Origin of the sequence: Streptomyces sp. NBC_00286 (genome assembly GCF_036173125.1) — a bacterium.
Lineage (GTDB): Bacteria > Actinomycetota > Actinomycetes > Streptomycetales > Streptomycetaceae > Streptomyces.
In genome coordinates this window covers 1,323,929-1,341,498 of sequence record NZ_CP108054.1, presented here as the reverse complement: position 1 = coordinate 1,341,498, position 17,570 = coordinate 1,323,929, and the positions used below count along the sequence as shown (strand labels likewise).

Here is a 17,570-nt window from a genome sequence, read left to right as displayed (position 1 = left end):
TGTCCCGGTGCCGGTCGGGGCCCGTCGTTACTAAACGAGCAGTCAGTATCGCAGGGGTTGAGCGGCGGCGCTGTCAACGTGCTGAACGGATCTTCAGTACGGGATCGACGTCGTACGTGGCGGAATTCGCCGTGCCCGGCGCGGACACCGCCCCGTCATACGCCCGACCCGGCGCTGTCAGAGGCGGCGACCATAATGAGATGTCAGACCGACTCCACCTGGAGGTGCCGTGACCGGTTTCCGTCCCCTGAGCTCCGGGCTCCGTGCTCTGCGGCCCGCCGCCTTCGGCGCGGATCCGAGCGGTGAGCGCATGGAGCGCATCCGCAGATCGCCGAACTTCGAGGATGGCGTCTTCCGGAATCCGGAGGGTGCCCCCCGGCCCGACGGCGCCATGCGCGAGTTCGCGAAGGCCTTCTTCCGCAAGGAAGAGCGGGTGCGCCGCGCCCCGGCGGGGATGGTGCCGGTGCACGCCACGACGCTGGCCGACCTCGCCAGGCCCCCGGCCCACGGACTGCGGCTGACATGGATGGGGCACTCCAGCGTGCTTGCCGAGATCGACGGCCACCGGGTGCTCTTCGACCCCGTCTGGGGCGAGCGCTGCTCCCCGTTCGCCTTCGCCGGGCCCAAGCGACTGCACCCCGTGCCGTTGTCGCTGGCGGCGCTCGGCCCGGTCGACGTAGTCGTCATCTCGCACGATCACTACGACCACCTCGACCTGCCCACCATCAAGGCCCTGGCCGATACGGACACGGTGTTCGCGGTGCCTCTCGGCGTCGGCGCCCACCTGGAGCACTGGGGTGTCTCCCCGGACCGGCTGCGCGAGCTGGACTGGAACGAGACGACGAAGGTCGGCGGTATCTCTCTGACCGCCACGCCCGCCCGCCACTTCTGCGGGCGCGGCCTGCGCAACACCCAGCACACCCTCTGGGCCTCGTGGGCCGTCGCGGGTGATGAGCACCGGATCTATCACAGCGGCGACACCGGATACTTCACCGGATTCAAGGACATCGGCGCCGAGCACGGCCCCTTCGACGCCACGATGATCCAGATCGGTGCTTACTCGGAGTTCTGGCCCGACATTCATATGGCGCCCGAGGAGGGCATGCGCGCCCACCTGGACCTTCAGGGCGAGAAGCCCAGCGGCGTGATGCTGCCGATCCACTGGGCGACCTTCAACCTGGCGGCGCATCCGTGGGCCGAGCCGGGCGAGGGGACCATCGCCGCCGCCCGCGCGGTCGGCGCCAGGATCGCGCTGCCCCGCCCCGGCGAGCCCTTCGAGCCCACGGCCGAGACGGTGCCGTCCGAGCCCTGGTGGCGCGCCGTGGCGCTCACGCCGGCCGGTGGCTGGCCCGTCCTGGAAAAGACGGTCGTCGATACGCCGGGTGACGCCGCTGAGGACACCGGAGAACCGGAGACCGTCCCGGCCGGGTGACCGGGACGTAAGCGCAGAACGTCGGCGAGGGCCGAGGGGCAGAACTGCTCCTCGGCCCTCGCTTTTTTCGCTGACCGGTTCTGACCGGGTCTGATCGATCCGATCGTGCACGGGAATGTACGTACGACTGGCTTATCGGTCTGTCGTACGAACGCTCATACCAGAGCGGGACGATGTCCGCCGGACTTTGTCAACTGCCCACCGAGTGTGATGCGGTGGCGACTACTGTGAGTGGCCGCCGAGCGACGCAGGGCCGGTTTTTTGGCATGCGCGAACGGCACCGCGATGGCGCATGCCCGACTCGCAGATCCGCGGGAGCCGCCACGGCCCCGACATACCCAGTACGAGGACGTCGATGTCTCACCTCCGCGCACCGGCCGCACGCGCTGACCGCCGCGAGGGCGGGCGCCACGGGCGACCGGTCGCCCGTACCGCCCCCTCGCTGCCCGAGACCCATATACGGCCCCAGCTCCTGCGTCTCGCGGTTCTGCCACCCATCGCGGTGGCTCTCAGCGCCAGCGCCGCCGTGCTGTTCACCGTCCGCTCGACCATGGCCAGGCCCAGTCTCACCCTGTGGATCGTCCTCGGCGGAGCCGTCGCGGTCGCCCTCGCGGGCATCGTGATCGCCGCCGTGGCCGCCAACCGCGCCGCCAGGTCCGTACGCGAGCGGGTCGGTACGCTGCGCGCTGCCAGCGCCCGTGACCAGGCCGAACTGCGCGGCCTTGTCGAGGCGTTGCGACGCGGCGAAGGGCCGCCCGCGCGCCGGAAGCGCGGCGAACCCGCCCCGGACGCCGACGAGTTCGACCTGCTCGCCGACGACCTCGCGCGCGCCCACGACGGCGCCGTCAGCGCGGTCGTCCAGGCCTCCCAGCTGTCCAGCCAGGCGGGCAGCGAGCAGAAGGTCGAGGTCTTCGTCAATCTGGCCCGGCGGCTTCAGTCCCTCGTGCAGCGCGAGATCTCGATCCTGGACGAGCTGGAGAATGAGATCGAGGACCCTGACCTGCTCAAGGGCCTCTTCCACGTCGACCATCTCGCCACCCGCATCCGCCGTCACGCCGAGAACCTCGCCGTGCTCGGCGGCGCCGTCTCCCGCCGTCAGTGGAGCAACCCGGTCTCCATGACCGAGGTGCTGCGCTCCGCCACCGCCGAGGTCGAGCAGTACTCGCGGGTCAAGCTTGTGCCGCCGATCGAAGGCACCGTGCGCGGTCACGCCGTCGCCGACGTGATCCATCTGCTGGCCGAACTCGTCGAGAACGCCACGCTGTTCTCGGCCCCGCAGACCCAGGTCCTGCTGCGCGCCAACCTCGTCACCTCGGGGCTCGCCGTCGAGGTCGAGGACCGCGGGCTCGGTATGCCGCCGGCCGAACAGCACAAGATGAACGCCCTGCTCGCCGACCCGGACCAGGTGAACGTCGCGAGCCTGCTGCAGGACGGACGCATCGGGCTGTTCGTGGTCTCGCAGCTCGCGCGCCGGCACGGCATCGCGGTACGGCTGCAGACCAATATCTACGGCGGCATCCAGGCCGTACTCGTCATGCCGCAGGGGCTCCTGGGCGCGGAACCCGAGCAGGCGGGGGCTGGGCAGACGCGGGCCGGGCAGTCGAGTGCGGGACAGTCGGGGGCAGGGCGGCCTGGAACGGTCGTGTCGGGAGCGGGTACGCCGGCTGATGGGGTTCCGGTGCACCGGGCTCCGCTTCAGGGGGTGCCGGTTCGCGGGACGCCGGGGCAGGGGAAGCCCGGGCAGGGGACGGCGGCTCCGGATGGTGTTGCGGCTCGGGGGGCGGAGGTCCCGGTTGCGGGCACGCCCGTTCCGGTGCGGGGGGTCGCGCCGGGCGCCCCCGGCGACGTATCGCATGCGCGGTGTGAGGAAGCCACTGCGCGCCCGGAAGCGACCGCTCGCCAGGAGACGACGGCGCAGGGGCAACGAGGCGAGAGCGCCGCGGAGTCCCAACAGCCGCGGGATGACGCGTCGGCCGGTACAACGGTGGTGCACGGCGGCCGTTCGGCGCCGCTCCCCGTGCGAGGCGCCGAGGCTCGGCCCAATCCGGCGGAGGCACTGCCCGGCATCCGGTCCGACGAGCGGCGGGTCGTGATCGAGAACGTCGCGAAGGCGGTCGCCTCGCCGACGCAGCGCAACGGCGCGGTGCGCGGCACCATGGGCAAGCCCCAACTGCCCAGACGGCGCGCCCAGGAGCACATCGTGCCCGAGCTGCGCGAGGGACCCCTGCCCCGCCCCGAGTCCGACTTCCTCGTCGGTCACGACCCCGGACTGATGGCGGCCTTCCAGCGGGGCATCGGGCTCGCCGAGGCCCAACAGCGGGACGCGGCACGCAAGGAGGCGCACGCATCACCCGAGGCGCCCGCGGCGCGCGAGCCCGCGGATGCGCCCTCGTATGACTTCACCGACCTCACCGACTTCACGGACTTCACCGCCCGGCACGACGGGAGCACATCAGCCGGATGATCAACGCCACCCCTACCCCCACTTCTCTGTCCACCCACACTTCCGCTCCCACCGACGTACGTACTTCAAGGAGTCGATCCCCCATGGCGAGCGATGTGCCGACCGCCCATGTATCCGATCTCGACTGGCTGATGAGCGGCCTGGTGCAGCGCGTCCCGCACACCAGAAGCGCGGTGCTGCTCTCCTGCGACGGGTTGGTGAAGTCGGTCCATGGGCTCGACCCCGACAGTGCCGACCACATGGCCGCCCTGGCCTCCGGGCTGTACTCCCTGGGACGCAGCGCGGGCGTCCGCTTCGGCGACGGCGGTGACGTACGGCAGGTTGTCGTCGAACTCGACTCCACCCTGCTGTTCGTGTCCACGGCGGGCTCCGGCACCTGTCTCGCCGTGCTCGCCGGCCGTGAGGCCGACGCGGCCGTGCTCGGATACGAGATGGCGATGCTGGTCAAGAGCGTTCGCCCGTATCTGATGACCGCGCCCAGGCAGTCCACCGCCGAGCCCTCGGCGATGAGGCCTTGAACGTGACCGCGGCCGGGGACGGGCCCTGGCTCGATGACGCGGCCGGACGCCTCGTACGCCCCTACACCGTCAGCAACGGCCGGACCCGGCCCAGTACCGCGCTCGATCTGCTGTCACAGATGCGGGCCACCGGAGCCACCCCGCTCGGCTACCTCGGCCCCGAGCACAACCAGGCGCTCGAACTGTGCCGGGTGCCCGTCTCGGTCGCCGAGGTGGCCGCACATCTGAAGCTGCCGGCAGCGGTCACCAAGGTGCTGCTGGCCGACCTCGTCGACTGCGGGGCGCTGACGACGAAACCCCCGGCCTTCCACCACAACCCGACTGACAGGTCTCTTCTGGAGGCAGTGCTCGATGGACTACGACGACAGCTCTGACCCCTTCCCCACCGCACTGAAGATCCTGGTGGCGGGAGGGTTCGGGGTAGGCAAGACCACCTTTGTCGGCGCGGTGAGCGAGATCGCGCCGCTGAGTACGGAGGAGTTGCTCACCACCGTCAGCGCCTCTACCGACAATCTCGACGGCATCGAGAACAAGGTAGAGACGACCGTCGCGATGGACTTCGGGCGCATCACACTCGATCCGGAACATGTGCTGTACCTGTTCGGTACGCCCGGACAGGAGCGGTTCTGGTTCATGTGGGACGAGCTGTGCGAGGGCGCGCTCGGCGCAGTCATCCTCGCCGACACCCGCCGCCTGGAGGAGTGCTTCGCCGCCGTCGACTTCTTCGAGCAGCGCGGCCTGGGATTCATCGTCGCCGTCAACGAGTTCGACGGCGCCTACCGCTACGACCCGGAAGAGGTGCGGGCGGCCATCGACCTCGACCCGGCGATCCCGATCGTGCGCTGCGACGCAAGGATTTCCAGCTCAGGGGTGCAGACCCTGTTGACCCTCGTCCGCCATCTGATCGCCCACGCACCCACACGCGCCCCCAGTTACGGAGCCCGAACATGAGGTACGACCCGCCGCGCCTGGCCGGTCGGCTGCTGCTCACCCCCGAGGACAAGGACGCCCCCGCCCGTACGCGACGGCTGCGCCGGCTCGGTCTGGGGGAGCGGGCCGAGCCGGCCTTCGACGCCTTCGCGGACCGGCTCGCTCAGATCGCCGCGGTGCCGTACGCGATGGTCAACTTCATTGACGAGAACGGGCAGTTCTTCGCAGGGCTGCATACTCCGGATGGCGCGGGCACGGGGGCGGACTCCGGTGGGCGGTCCGCCGTGATCCTCGCCGCGGACGGTACGGAGTACCGGTTCGGCCGCCACATGGCCCGCGACTACGGCTTCTGCCCCCATGTGGTGGTCCGGGGGAAGGCACTGGCCCTGGAGGACGTACGCGACTATCCGCGGTTCGCCGGGAATCCGGTCGTCGACGAGATCGGCATCCGCTCCTATCTCGGGGCCCCGCTCATCGACCGCACGGGGACCGTGCTCGGCACGGTGTGCGTCGAAGACATCGAGCCGAGGCCCTGGGGGCGGGCTGGCCTGGAGACCATCAAGGCGATGGCGGCGGAACTCGTCGAGCGGATCGAGCTGCGGGAGAGCGGCGGAATCTGAGGGCCCTTCATATTCTGGGGCTTCATGTGAGGAGTCTTCTGGGGGTCTCCATAGGTCCATAGGGATGGGCCCCAGAAAAGTGCCCTCCTAGGGTCCTCATGCGGAAAGTGCTCTCCTGGGGTCCTTATGCGGAAAGTCGCCTCCCAGGGGCCTTCATACGGAAACGGTGTCCCCTTCGGGGAAGGTGATCCTGACTTCGTGCTCCTCCACCGCGCAGGACACCGACTCCCGCAGAGCCTGAGGATGTATGGCGTCCCGGGTCAGCGCGACCAGCGTGACGTACACACCGCTGCCTCCCGGACGACCGGCCGCACAACGCACGTACGGTGTCGCTGAATGCGGGCCCAGAGCGTTGGCGTCCACCTCGCGTGCGATGCCCGCGTCCTCGTCCCAGCCGTGCAGCGCGACGACCACACTGGTCAGCCCGTCCGGGGTCCGCGCCAGCGCCCAGCCCGAACCCCGCTCCGCCGTGGGCCGGGCCTCGGCGGCGACCGCGTAACCGCCCTCCCGCACCGCCACACCGGCCGGCGCCTGCACCCGGTGTACGCGGATCTCCCAGGGGCCGCGCAGCACACTCGTCGTCTCGATCGGGAACTCGGTGTGGTTTCCTGGGAGTTGAGCTTGATAGCGGGACGCCGCCGTACGTCCGGAGCAGTGCAGTGGATGGATCAGGCGACGGCGGGAGGCGGTGCCGTCCGGGGCGAGCAGCGCGATGTGTCCGTCCATCGTGCGCTCCCAGGCATGCGCGCCCGACTCGGGAGCGGTGGCCGAGGAGTATCCGAACTTCGCGTAGTGCGGGTCGTCTTCGGGAGCCCGGTCGGGGGAGTTGTGGTCGCTGCCGTGGTTGACGAGGCGGACGATGCCGTCGTGCCTCGTGCCGTGCAGCAGCCAGCCGGGTGCCGGGAGCGCGGTGTACTGGTCCGACTCCTCGACGGGGAGCGGCAGTTCACGCTCCGTCCACACCGGGTGGTCCCGGGGCAGCAGCAGCCCGAGGAAACCTTTGCTCGCCCAGTACGGTGACGCGGGCCCCGAGTACGGCTGCGTCATCGGCAGGAACGTGCCGTACCAGCCCAGCGGCAGCAGCCCCCGCTCGTCGGGCACCCCGCGCTCCACGAAGTGGCTCACCGCACCGGAGGCCAGCCGGCGGGTGAGACCCGGCGCCAGCGCAGTGCAGCCGGCGAGGGCGCCCAGCCACACCGGGGCGGTGGTGGCGAAACGGTACGTCAGGGAGCGGCCCTGGAGCACAGGTGCGCCGTCCGCACCGAAGAACTGCGGGTAGACGGCGAGGAATTGGGCGAGCCGGTCCCGGTAGACCCGGCCGCGGCCGCCGCCCTCGCCGCCCGTCATCCGCGCCCACAGCAGCGGGTACAGGTGCATGGCCCAGCCGTTGTAGTAGTCGAAGGCACGCCCCTCGCCGTCGCTGTACCAGCCGTCGCCGACATACCAGTCCTCGATACGGTCGAGCCCGGCGTCGATGTCGTCCTGCCGGTACGGCGCGCCGACCGAGGCCAGGAACTGCTCGGCCACCACCTGGTAGAGCCGCCAGTGGTTGTCCCAGGTGCGGCGGCCCACGAAACCCCACAGCCAGTCCACGACCCGCTCCCGCACGTCGCCGTCGAGGCGGTCCCAGATCCACGGGCGGGTTTCGTGCAGTCCGACGGCGATCAGGGCGGCCTCGGCCATCTGCTGGGAGCAGTCGGTGAGTTCGGGCCAGGCTTCGCCGCTGTCGCGGTCCGTGCCCGTTGTCAGACCCCGCGCGTACCGTTCTATGAGACGGGGATCCACCTCGCCGCGTGCTCCCGCGATCCGGAAAGAGGCCAGCAGAAATGACCGTGCGAAGCCTTCAAGACCGTCCGACACCACACCCGACCAGGAGGTTCTGCCGGGCAGCCGATACTGCGCCAGGCCCGGCGTCGCATAGGGAACCAGCGCCTCCAACTGCCGGTCGGCGAGCGCCTCCCAGTGCGCCCGCGTCCAGCCGGTGAGCGGCGACAGGACGCGGTCGGCGGGTGGCAGGGCCAGATGCGGTGCGGGCATGTAAGTGTCCTGACTCCTCGGGTCGCCGGTCGATTTGAGGGTTCCGAGGAGGGATACGGCTGCACGCCGCGGATAGATCAATTGAACGGGCAGAGGCGTCCGCCTTGGCTTGAACTCGGCTGAGCAGGTGAATGTCAGTGGGATTGGCTACGGTGCGAGTCATGCCGGACGCAGAAGATGTACGCCGTATCGCCCTCTCCCTGCCGGACACGACCGAGAAGATCGCGTGGAGCATGCCCACCTTCCGGGTCGCGGGGAAGATGTTCGCCACACTGCCCGAGGACGAGACGTCCATCGCTGTGCGCTGCCCGAAGGAGGAGCGGGACGAACTCGTCCTGGCGGAGCCCGGGAAGTTCTGGATCGCCGACCATGAGGCGGGCTTCGCCTGGGTGCGCGTCCGGCTCGCAACGCTGGAGGACGACGACGAACTGCGGGATATCCTGGCGGACTCCTGGCGCCAGGCCGCTCCGACCCGACTCCTCGAGTCCTACCCGGAGTTGGGCCTTCCGGCGGCTGACTGAGGGTGTTGTGGGTACCGATCACGACTGGGCGCCCGCTCCGGCCTTCAGGAACTCTCCGATCCGCTGCCGCAGGGAAGCCGCGTCCAGCCCGTGTGCGGCCACGTGCTCGTCGATCCGCCCGTACCGGCGCAGCTCACGGCGGCCGACGCCGAGACCGAGTACGCGGTGCGGAAGGTCCGCGAGGGCGTCGTTGGCGGCGGAGGTCGACGTGCCGGCCAGGTACGGCTCGACGAGGACGACATCGGTGCCGGCCGTCTCCGTGGCACGGCGCAGGGTGGCCGCGTCGAAGGGCCGTACGGTCGTCGCGTACAACACGGTGATATCGAGCCCCTCGGTGGCCGTGAGCACCGCGTCGAGCATCGGCCCGACGGCGACGACGACACCGGCGCGCCCCTCGCGAACGGTCAGGAACCGCGATCCGTCCACCGGCAGGGCCTCCGCATTGGACTGCACCGACAGGCGTACGTAGACCTTGTCGTCGCCCGCCGCGACCGCGTGCCGCAGCAGTGTCTCCGCCTCGTCCGGGTGGCCAGGGACGTGGACGGTCCAGCCGTCGAGTGTGTCGAGCAGCGCCACATCGCCGGGTGCCATATGGGTGTACCCGCCAGCGGGCCAGTCGAAGGAGGCGGAGGCGCTGACCAGCACCGCGCCCACGCCCTGATGCCCGAGATCCAGCTTGACCTGCTCGAAGGGCCGCTCGACCAGGAAGCTCGCGAAGGTGTGCACCACGGGCCGCAGCCCGGTCAGCGCCAGGCCGGCACCCGCTCCGACCAGCAACTGCTCACGGATGCCGAGGTTGATCACCCGATCCGGATGCCGCATCCGGATCTCCTCGAAATCGGCCATACCGATCTCGGCGAGAACCACCGCGACGCGCGGATCTTCATCGAGCAGCCGCGAGACTACGAGGGCCAAGCGGTCACGCATGGTGTCCATGATTCGGAACTGCCTTTCTGGGTCTGGTGTTGATGAGAGACCTGGGGGTTGTGGTGCGTGCTTGAGGGACCTGGATCTCAGGCGGATTTGGGCTCGACCTGGGCGATGACCACCCGCGGCCGTCCGGGATGCGGCGCGGTGAACGCTTCGTACAGGGCCTCGTGCTCCCGCCCGTCGACGCTCTCGACGGACCAGCCCGCGGCCTCGAACCGCGCGGCGATCCCGCCGGGGCGGGCATAGCTGGCGGAGGAGTTGTCGATCACCACGGTGTGCAGCCGGTCGAGCCCGGCAGGCCCGGCGTACGCGATCGCCTCGTGATTGCTGCCCTCGTCCAGCTCCGCGTCCCCGACCAGCACCCACACGGCGGGCTCGTGCAGCCCCTGGGCCCGAAGCCCCAGCGCCGTCCCGACCGCGATCGGCAACCCGTGCCCGAGCGAACCGCTGCCGATCTCGGCGCCCGGCACCAGCACCCGGTCGGGGTGGTGGCCGAGCGGAGAGTCGTACGAGCCGAACCCCGGCAGCCACTCCACCGGCACGAATCCCTTGGCGGCGAGCACCGCGTAGTACGCCATCGGCCCGTGCCCCTTGGAAAGCAGGAATCGGTCCCGCTCCGGATCGTCCACCCGCTCCGGAGTGACTCGCAGGACCCGGTCGTAGAGCACCCAGAGCGCGTCGAGGGTGGATGTGGCGGCGGGCCCGTGCTTCTCGTCCCCGCTCATCAGGCTCAGCAGCCCGGACAGGTCCTCGTATGTGTATCGCCGTTCCGCTGTCTTGGTCATGCTGACGATCGTGCAACCTCAAGCAAGATTGAGGTCAAGTGGCGTCTCTCGGAGGAAAAGGAGTGCGCGACCACCGGTCCGAGTGCGGTATTGTTTCCATGCGCGTTCGACCAGGGAAACCCCAGGTCACAGCGGGCATCGGGACGTGGCGCAGCTTGGTAGCGCACTTGACTGGGGGTCAAGGGGTCGCAGGTTCAAATCCTGTCGTCCCGACGGTGTTCACCAGCGGGTCTGCCGGAAACGGCAGGCCCGCTGGATGCGTTCGTGTGACACGTGATGGCGGCGTGATGGCAACTCGCGCCCCTCTCGGCGGCCGGTCTCAGACCGCTCGGTCTTCTGATGCCGGGCCGGTCTGGTGGCGGTGTTTACGGTCCGCGCGTGTGAGGGCCCTGTCGATGGCGGTGACGGCGTCGCGGGCGGCGTGGGGCAGTAGGTGGCCGTAGAGGTTGACGGTGGTGGAGAGCGTCGAGTGGCGCAGGGTCTTGGAGACCACGGCCAGCGGGACCCGTGAGCTGATCATGATGGTGGCGGCGGTGTGTCGCAGGTCGTGGATGCCGATCCGCGACAGGTCGATCTCCGCCGAGCGCTGGCGCAGCTCGGTCAGAATGCTCTGCGGGCGCAGCGGCGAGCCGTCCGGCTGGCAGAACACCAGGCCCTCCAGGGGCGTGCCCGGGGGCTGGCCGACCCGGGCGAGGACGGCCTGGCGCTCCAGTGCGGCGGCGACGCGCGGGGACAGGCTCACCCAGTTCCGGCTCGCCTTGGTCTTCGGGTGGCCGAGGTAGAGCCGGTTGTTGTTGACGGCCGTGAGGTTCCACCGCACCAGCAGGGTCTTCTCCGGCAGGTGGACATCGGTCCAGTGCAGGCCGAGGGCCTCGCCGCGGCGCATGCCGGTGCCCAGCAGCAGCTCGAACAGGTCGGCCAGCTGGTCTCCGTAGTGGGTGTGGTTGTGGCGCAGGGACGCGGCTGCCTGGGTGGGGTTCCAGCAGATCCGCTCCTGCGCCGCCGGCCGCGGCAGCATCGCATACCGGCACGGGTTGTCCGCGATCAACCGGCCACGCATGGCGGAGCCGACGGCGCTGGAGAAGGTGGCGCCGATCCGGTAAACGGTCGTACGCCCCCGGCCGCGGGCGAGCTCGGCCTCCTGCCAGGCGGTGATGTGCCGCGGCCGCAGGTCCTGGAGAGCGATGCGTCCGAAGGACGGGATGAGGTCGGCGCGGACGTAGTCGCGGTAGCGGACGAACGTGGTGGGCTTGAGTGTTTCTTCCTTGGTACGCAGCCAGTCGGTCAGGTAGGCGGCAAGGGTGAGGTACTCGTCACCGTAGAGCCCACTGCGCTCGCACGTCAGGGCGCGCTCCAGCGCCTCGTGGGCGGCCGTGCGGATGGGAAAGCCGCTGCGGCAGTGGGGTTTGCTTCTGCCGTCGGCGGACGGCAGGTCGACGGCGAAGGCCCACGAGCCGTGCCGGGAACGGCCCTTGAGCTTTGGACAGGCCGCGCCGAACTGCCGGCCGTCGGGCCGACGGCAGCCGCAGCGCCGGTAGAGACGACCGTGCTCAGGAGGGCGAGGAGCCATGGTACTCACCTCCAGTGGGGGAGTGCGTTCGCTCCACAGTGATGGCGGCATCCTCCGGCGTATCAGCTGGCCGATCATGGCGTTTCCTGGGCGGACGCCATCACCTCGCCGTCACATCACGCGTGTCGCCAACGCTGAGCAGCAGCGGCCCCTTTGAGTTCGCTGAGGTGCCCCGGTCGAGCGTGATCGTTGGGCGGGTGTAGTGACTCGGCCGAGGATCGTGGACGATGACTTGGGGGCGCTGATCGAACCGATGTTGCCGCCCTGGCCGAAGCGGTCGCCGGGGCCGAGGCCAGTGGATGATTGACTCTGTCTGCAGGGCAGACTGTACGTCCCGCACTAGGACAACGCCTGGCAGCTCCTCCCGCTGGAGCTGGAGTTCGGGTCGCAACGGTCCGGAGTGGTCTCGCCTCCGCCGCGCCGCTGCGTCCTGATGCCTCGGAGGCGGTCCTGGCGCGCCTGAACTCTTCAACTACGTCAGCGTCATCACCGGCTGAGCCGTGAGCGAACTCCTCGGCTCCACCGGCCAGTTCCCGTCTTGCCTACGCGGCTCCGGCCACCCTGGCGTTCCTTCTCCTGAAGCCAGGCAGGCCGATGGAGGGGGATTGCCCGTGTGGTGCTTGCCGGGCGCAGGCACGGCGATGGGCTCAGGGTGGCCGGACCGCTGCTGCTGTGGTGAGTGATACCCCCAGGTGGCCCAGAGGTCATCCGGCGCCCAAGCCGTCAGGCGTGGCCGGGACGGTTTCGCGTACAGCCAAGTACACCGCGTGCACCGCGAGCACACGCTCGATCTCATCGATGATCGGTGCGAAGAACTGCTGTCGGTGGTCCGCGTCCGTCATGGAGGTGACCGCGAAGTACATGCTGCCGAATGCGGCGAAGAGCGTGGCGTTCCGCAACATCGCGACCGGGATGACGGGGAAAAGGACAGATGTCTCGGGTTTCTCGCCGATCCACCGTTCCGCCGTCTCGGGCGTGACCACCAGTACGCCCAGAGCAAGGAAGAAGGCGAACAGCGCCGAGCCGACCACCGCCGCCTGCACGAGCTGGCGGCTGGCCAGCATCAGCAGCAGATTGCGTTCCTGTCGTGCGGTCAGCGGCATTGCAGGCAGCTGACCGCCGGACGCCAGGTGTTCGACCGGCGCACCGGCCAAGGGCGTGCCCTGGCACGCCGCCGACAGAGTGGGCAGGCTGAGGTCCTGCTCGACCCGGCCGATCTCGTCGCGCAGGCGGGCAGCGGCGGCAAGCACGGTGATCGCAGCGAAAAGCACGACGACGAGCCCGACGCGCCACCACGCCAACCGGTTCATGGCCTGCCACAACTCGCCGGTGAAGAACAGGAAGAGTGTGACGAAGAGCAACGCGGGCAGCGCCCGGCCCAGCAGGTGCACGCTGTTGCGCAGATCAAAGACCGAGTGACGGACCGCCCGACGCAGAAGCGTGCCGAGGCCGTACGTCGTGGCGACAAGTGTGGCGACGAATGCGGCGGCGAAGAAGATCACGAAACCCAGCAGCCCGGCTACGTTGCCGCCCGGCGGAGTAACGGCTCCGTCGACGGCGAGCTGCAACAGGGGTACCGCGACCGGCATCGTGGCGTACACGGCGAGGATCGCGATGACGGTCCTGCGCGAGAAACGGGGAAGCCGCCGTACGAAAACGGTACTTGTACCCCACGCGGCCAGCGTCATCACGGCGACGCCACCAAGGAGGACCCACCCCTGCGAACCCGCGGACCTGAGCGGGACGAGCCAGGCCAGGCTGGCCAGCGCCACGAAGGCCAGCGACGGCAGCATGCGGGAGAGCACGTGACCGACGAAGCCGTAACCCTCGATCATCGTGGGTGCGCCTCGCCGGACGAACCAACGCTCGGTTCGGCGCGGCGTCGCCTGCGACACCGTGTATGGCATGGTTGATCGGCCCTTTGGTCACCACGGAATGAGCGATCCGAACATCAACTCGACCGCACCTTATGCCAAGGCTCATGACCAGGGTGAAGGACGGCCCGGGCCGGTGAGAGCCCGGGCCGTTCGCCGCGCTACTTCCCTGCGAGCGGTGTGACGGCGATGCGTCCGATGACCGGTGCGTACGGGGACCGCTGGTCGTACTGGTGTAGGTGTCGCCGTTGAAGTCGGGCAGTTTCTGCGCGGTGAAAGTGAGCCGGTTCGTGCCCTTCTTCAGGTGACCGGGACGGTCAGTTCCCAGAAGCTGTTGAAGTGGCAGGTCGTCGGGAACAGCACGCGGCGGGCCGGTCCGCCGTTGACGGAGAGGTCGGCGTGGCGGGCGATCGGGTCGGGGTTGTAGTGAGTGGCGGGTGCCTGTTCGGCGTTGGAGTAGCGGAGGTCACGGCGTGCCGGCCGGAGCGTTCGGCGGCGACGTCGAGGGAGAGTGCGTTGGCCTTGCCGTCGCCGATGCCGGTGACTGCCTCCGTGGACGGGCTCTTGCTGCTGGCCACGGTCGATCTTCTGAAGCCCTCCGGGGCCCGCACACGCCGGGCGCGAGGCGCGGTGTGGTCGGCGTTTCTGCTGGGGATCGCGGTCTCTCTGGCTGCGAACATCGCGGCGGCGCCGGCTTTGGAGTGGAAGCCGGTGCTGGTTGCCGGATGGCCTCCCGTCGCGCTGCTGTTGTCGGTGGAGTTGTTGGTGCACCGCCCAGTTGGCGTGGCCGGAGACCAGGGTGAGAGAAACGGTCCCGTGATGGGTGCGCGTCCGCAGCAGGGCGAGGATCCATTGCTGGCGCGGGCGCAGGTCCTGGATACCAGGCACCGGGAACTGCATCAGCGCCCCATTTCGGCTGAGACCCTGCGGAAGGAACTCCATATCGGCGCGAGTCGATCGAGGCAGTTGGTGGACCTTGTACGGGGGAGCCGTCGCAATGGCAAGGGCGCTGATGCACCTCATGATGGAGTAGGCGCACACCGCGGGCCGGGTCTGAAGTGACTTGCGCCGGAAAGCGTACGGCCAGCGATGCCCTGAGGAAGCACCAGTGCTGCAGACACACAGTGATCCGCGGCAGCTCTGCGATTCGGCGATCAGACGCCGAGGGGACTGCGCAGGTTTGAGCCACACTGCGCCGCAGGCCCGCCACCTGGCCGCGGCGCAGTCCGACCCTGCCGACCAACAGAACGATCAGTCGGTCCCGAAAATGCCCGCACCATCAACTCCTGTCACGGGTCGTGCAACAAGCCGCCGCAGAGCCACACCCCGAGAACGAGTCCCAGGAGCTCAACGAACCCACCCCGCCCCACGCGATCCACCCTGAGAGAACGAGTGGTGCTCGACGAGCCGTATCGAGGAGTCGGTGGCGATCCCTGCAACAGCTCTGCCAGTCGTGGTGCGGGCTGTGAGCAGCGCGAGAGACGGACTGACCCGGCCCTCCGTGCAGGCAGGCCGTGACGGGAGTAGAGGCATTGAGGCGCGGGCGTACCCGAGACGCACGCGGCCGCCCGGCTCGGTGCCGGCGCTCGTGGGGCGGGGCAGCTCGGTCCACGCCGAGCCCGGCTTGCGTACGGTGGGTGTCGGCACGTTGAGCGCCTTGGCGAGTTGGGGCAGGAGGCGGAAGCGGGCGGCGTGGTTCTGGATGGCCACCTTGTCCTTCCGGGTCCGGCACGGCGGGTGAGGAGCAGCGCAGAGTAGCCGCGCCCCCTTTGCCTACCCACCCAGGTGTCCCCCTTTGATCGGCATCACGGGCAGTATGGACTCGTGCCGCTTCTCACTCAGACCCGTTTCCGGCTGCCTCGTGGTGCTTGTGCTGACGCCGCGCTGGCTTTGGGGACGTTCGTGCTGCTGGCGATCGCCGAGGGACAGCGGCCGCGTAATGGCGAGGGCTCGATGCCCTCGCTGATCGTGTCCTGGCTGCTGATCGTCACGGTGTGCGGCGCGCTGATGTTCCGGCGCCGATGCCCGGCGACGGTGGGCTGGTTCACGGCGCTGGCCACCGGACTCTACTACGTACTCAGCACCGTCGACGGGCCGTTGGTCTTGGTCCCGATCGTGGCGCTGTACGCCATCGCAGCCCAGGGCCGGATGCGGTTGGCCGTCGCCATTGCGTCGGCGATGGTGATCGGTGTCGGCGTGGGCGCCATCATGACCCACAGCGATGTCACGGGTACGGCGGTGTTCATGCTCACCGGCTGGCTGGTTGCCGTCGTGGCGCTCGGCAGTGTGCGGCACGGTCGGGTGGCGTACGCCGAGGAGGAGGCGCGGCTGCGGGCCATCGAGGAACGGCTGCGCATTGCCCGCGAGTTGCACGATGTGATCGGGCACAACATTTCGATGATCAATGTGCAGTCGGGTGCGGCTCTGCATCGGTTGAAGAAGGACCCTGCGCAGGCCGAGGCGGCGCTGAGCGCTATCAAGGCGGGTAGTCGGGAGACCTTGCAGGAGCTGCGGGCCACCCTCGACGTGCTTCGCCGGGTCGACGAGGATGCGCCCAGGGCACCCGCGCCGGGTCTGGCCCGGGCGGATGCACTGGTGGCCTCGGCGAAGCTCGCAGGGCTCGCGGTGCGGATCGAACGCACCGGGGCTGAGCGCGCGTTGCCTGCCCAAATCGACCTGGCCGCGTACCGGATCGTGCAGGAGTCGTTGACCAATGCGGTCCGGCACAGCGGCGCCGGACAGGTCACGATCCGGATCGCCTACGGGGACCGGGAGCTGATGGTCGCCGTCGAGGATGACGGTCAGGGTGCGGCAGCCCGCCCGGCCAGGGCGGGCGGCGGCAGTGGCATTGCCGGAATGACGGAGCGGGCGCGGGCATTGGGGGGCGAGCTGGCCGCGGGCCCATGGCCGGAAGGCGGATTCGCGGTGCGGGCCCGGCTACCGTACGAGATCACAGGAGAGCAGACGGAGCGGAGTAGCCGATGATCAGGGTCCTGCTGGTGGATGACCACTGGCTGGTGAGGGCCGGGTTCCGGTCGGTCCTGGAGGACGAGGACGACATCGAGGTGGTGGGGGAGGCCGCCGACGGGCAAGCCGCGGTCTCGGCCTGTCGCGAGCTGAAGCCGGACGTGGTGTTGATGGACATCCGGATGCCGGGGATGGACGGTCTGGAAGCCTCCCAGGTGATCACGGAGGATGAGCAGCTGGTGGCGGTGAAGGTGGTCATCCTGACGACCTTCGATCTGGACGACTACGTGTACGGGGCGCTGCGCGCCGGGGCGACCGGCTTCCTGGTGAAGGACACCGAGCCGGAGGAACTGCTGCACGCGGTGCGGGTCGCCGCCCGGGGCGACGCCCTGATCAGCCCGTCGGTCACCCGGCGGCTCATCGCCGAGTTCGCCGGCCGGGTCAAGGGCCCTCAGCCGGACCCTCGGCTCGACGTGCTGACCGACCGGGAGCGCGAGGTCATGCAGCTGGTGGCCGCGGGGCTCACGAACGACGAGATCGCCGAGCGGCTAGTGCTGCAGCCTTCGACGGCGAAGACGCACGTCAGCCGCATCCTGATGAAGCTGGGCGCACGGGACAGGTCACAGGTCGTGGTGCTGGCGTACGAGTCGGGAATGGTCAGTCCCGGCTGGCTGGAGGACTAGACAGGCCCGGCCCTCACCTGGCCGGCCGCGGGCCCGCAGGCGTCGTAATGCCCCGGGGTACCGCTTCCTACATCCGCTGGGGTATGCCCTGTGTCATCCCGGGACTGATGATTTCAACCGCGTCGCGCGTGCACCATCAACGGCATGAACGCACCCCCTCCTCGGACATGCCACGGAGGCTGGCTGCATGCTGGCGGCCCCTGGATGGTCGGCGTGACCGGGGTCGCCGCTGAAGCATG

General features: G+C 69.4%; 16 protein-coding genes, 1 tRNA gene and 1 pseudogene. 11 read left to right on the top strand and 7 right to left on the bottom strand.

Translation table 11 applies throughout. From position 1 onward, the window contains the following. The first annotated feature begins 229 nt into the window (after positions 1 to 229). The 6 genes from OHT21_RS06200 to OHT21_RS06175 all read left to right on the top strand — a co-directional run bounded on the left by OHT21_RS06200 (position 230) and on the right by OHT21_RS06175 (position 5,964). Positions 230 to 1,432 carry an MBL fold metallo-hydrolase gene (locus OHT21_RS06200; RefSeq protein ID WP_328767232.1) on the top strand — a complete coding sequence of 401 codons (1,203 nt, stop codon included), beginning with the start codon at positions 230 to 232 and terminating at the stop codon, positions 1,430 to 1,432. A gap of 355 nt (positions 1,433 to 1,787) precedes the next feature. Continuing rightward, the gene (locus OHT21_RS06195; protein WP_328767231.1) at positions 1,788 to 3,896 is read left to right on the top strand and encodes an ATP-binding protein; all 2,109 of its coding nucleotides are present in this window, start codon (positions 1,788 to 1,790) and stop codon (positions 3,894 to 3,896) included. Between the two features lie 83 nt (positions 3,897 to 3,979). Continuing rightward, positions 3,980 to 4,414: a roadblock/LC7 domain-containing protein gene (locus OHT21_RS06190; RefSeq protein ID WP_165337549.1), complete on the top strand. Its 435-nt coding sequence runs from the start codon at positions 3,980 to 3,982 to the stop codon at positions 4,412 to 4,414. Positions 4,415 to 4,416: 2 nt separating this feature from the next. Continuing rightward, entirely contained in the window at positions 4,417 to 4,788 is a 372-nt protein-coding gene (locus OHT21_RS06185; RefSeq protein WP_328767230.1) for a DUF742 domain-containing protein, read from the top strand. Further along, positions 4,766 to 5,365 carry a GTP-binding protein gene (locus OHT21_RS06180; protein WP_328767229.1) on the top strand — a complete coding sequence of 200 codons (600 nt, stop codon included), beginning with the start codon at positions 4,766 to 4,768 and terminating at the stop codon, positions 5,363 to 5,365. The genes OHT21_RS06185 and OHT21_RS06180 overlap by 23 nt, the downstream gene beginning before the upstream one ends. Continuing rightward, complete coding sequence (locus OHT21_RS06175) at positions 5,362 to 5,964, top strand: GAF domain-containing protein (RefSeq protein WP_328767228.1); 603 nt, start codon at positions 5,362 to 5,364, stop codon at positions 5,962 to 5,964. Before OHT21_RS06180 ends, OHT21_RS06175 begins: the two co-directional genes overlap by 4 nt. 153 nt (positions 5,965 to 6,117) lie before the next feature. On the opposite strand, the gene OHT21_RS06170 is transcribed toward OHT21_RS06175, so the two are convergent. Next, positions 6,118 to 8,001, bottom strand: coding sequence for a DUF2264 domain-containing protein (locus OHT21_RS06170; protein WP_328767227.1), 1,884 nt, complete (start codon positions 7,999 to 8,001; stop codon positions 6,118 to 6,120). 161 nt (positions 8,002 to 8,162) lie between these two features. Between OHT21_RS06170 and OHT21_RS06165 the strand changes: the two genes are divergently transcribed. Continuing rightward, a complete protein-coding gene (locus tag OHT21_RS06165; RefSeq protein WP_328767226.1) occupies positions 8,163 to 8,522 on the top strand; it encodes an MmcQ/YjbR family DNA-binding protein in 360 nt (119 codons plus the stop codon). An 18-nt stretch (positions 8,523 to 8,540) separates the two neighbouring features. On the opposite strand, the gene OHT21_RS06160 is transcribed toward OHT21_RS06165, so the two are convergent. Together OHT21_RS06160 and OHT21_RS06155 are read right to left on the bottom strand one after the other, a co-directional pair. Then, positions 8,541 to 9,458 carry a transketolase family protein gene (locus tag OHT21_RS06160; RefSeq protein ID WP_328767225.1) on the bottom strand — a complete coding sequence of 306 codons (918 nt, stop codon included), beginning with the start codon at positions 9,456 to 9,458 and terminating at the stop codon, positions 8,541 to 8,543. A 77-nt stretch (positions 9,459 to 9,535) separates the two neighbouring features. Next, positions 9,536 to 10,237: a transketolase gene (locus OHT21_RS06155; RefSeq protein ID WP_328767224.1), complete on the bottom strand. Its 702-nt coding sequence runs from the start codon at positions 10,235 to 10,237 to the stop codon at positions 9,536 to 9,538. Between the two features lie 139 nt (positions 10,238 to 10,376). Here OHT21_RS06155 and OHT21_RS06150 point away from each other — a divergent pair. Next, positions 10,377 to 10,450: transfer RNA gene (locus tag OHT21_RS06150), tRNA-Pro, on the top strand. 106 nt (positions 10,451 to 10,556) lie between these two features. Here the strand turns inward: OHT21_RS06150 and OHT21_RS06145 are convergent. From OHT21_RS06145 to OHT21_RS06135, 3 genes and pseudogenes are all read right to left on the bottom strand, one after another. Next, on the bottom strand, positions 10,557 to 11,807 hold the full coding sequence (locus OHT21_RS06145; protein ID WP_328767223.1) for a tyrosine-type recombinase/integrase: 1,251 nt from the start codon (positions 11,805 to 11,807) through the stop codon (positions 10,557 to 10,559). A gap of 704 nt (positions 11,808 to 12,511) precedes the next feature. Beyond that, on the bottom strand, positions 12,512 to 13,714 hold the full coding sequence (locus OHT21_RS06140) for a hypothetical protein (protein WP_328767222.1): 1,203 nt from the start codon (positions 13,712 to 13,714) through the stop codon (positions 12,512 to 12,514). Between the two features lie 128 nt (positions 13,715 to 13,842). Continuing rightward, positions 13,843 to 14,232, bottom strand: a pseudogene (locus OHT21_RS06135) (cellulosome protein); the annotation flags it as partial. Positions 14,233 to 14,245: 13 nt separating this feature from the next. Here OHT21_RS06135 and OHT21_RS06130 point away from each other — a divergent pair. Then, the gene (locus OHT21_RS06130) at positions 14,246 to 14,743 is read left to right on the top strand and encodes a hypothetical protein (protein WP_328767221.1); all 498 of its coding nucleotides are present in this window, start codon (positions 14,246 to 14,248) and stop codon (positions 14,741 to 14,743) included. A 285-nt stretch (positions 14,744 to 15,028) separates the two neighbouring features. On the opposite strand, the gene OHT21_RS06125 is transcribed toward OHT21_RS06130, so the two are convergent. After that, the gene (locus OHT21_RS06125) at positions 15,029 to 15,391 is read right to left on the bottom strand and encodes a hypothetical protein (RefSeq protein WP_328767220.1); all 363 of its coding nucleotides are present in this window, start codon (positions 15,389 to 15,391) and stop codon (positions 15,029 to 15,031) included. Between the two features lie 114 nt (positions 15,392 to 15,505). On the opposite strand from OHT21_RS06125, the gene OHT21_RS06120 reads away from it, so the two are divergent. Together OHT21_RS06120 and OHT21_RS06115 are read left to right on the top strand one after the other, a co-directional pair. Further along, complete coding sequence (locus OHT21_RS06120) at positions 15,506 to 16,666, top strand: sensor histidine kinase (protein WP_328767219.1); 1,161 nt, start codon at positions 15,506 to 15,508, stop codon at positions 16,664 to 16,666. Next, positions 16,663 to 17,331 carry a response regulator transcription factor gene (locus OHT21_RS06115; protein ID WP_328767218.1) on the top strand — a complete coding sequence of 223 codons (669 nt, stop codon included), beginning with the start codon at positions 16,663 to 16,665 and terminating at the stop codon, positions 17,329 to 17,331. Before OHT21_RS06120 ends, OHT21_RS06115 begins: the two co-directional genes overlap by 4 nt. Positions 17,332 to 17,570: the final 239 nt, after the last annotated feature.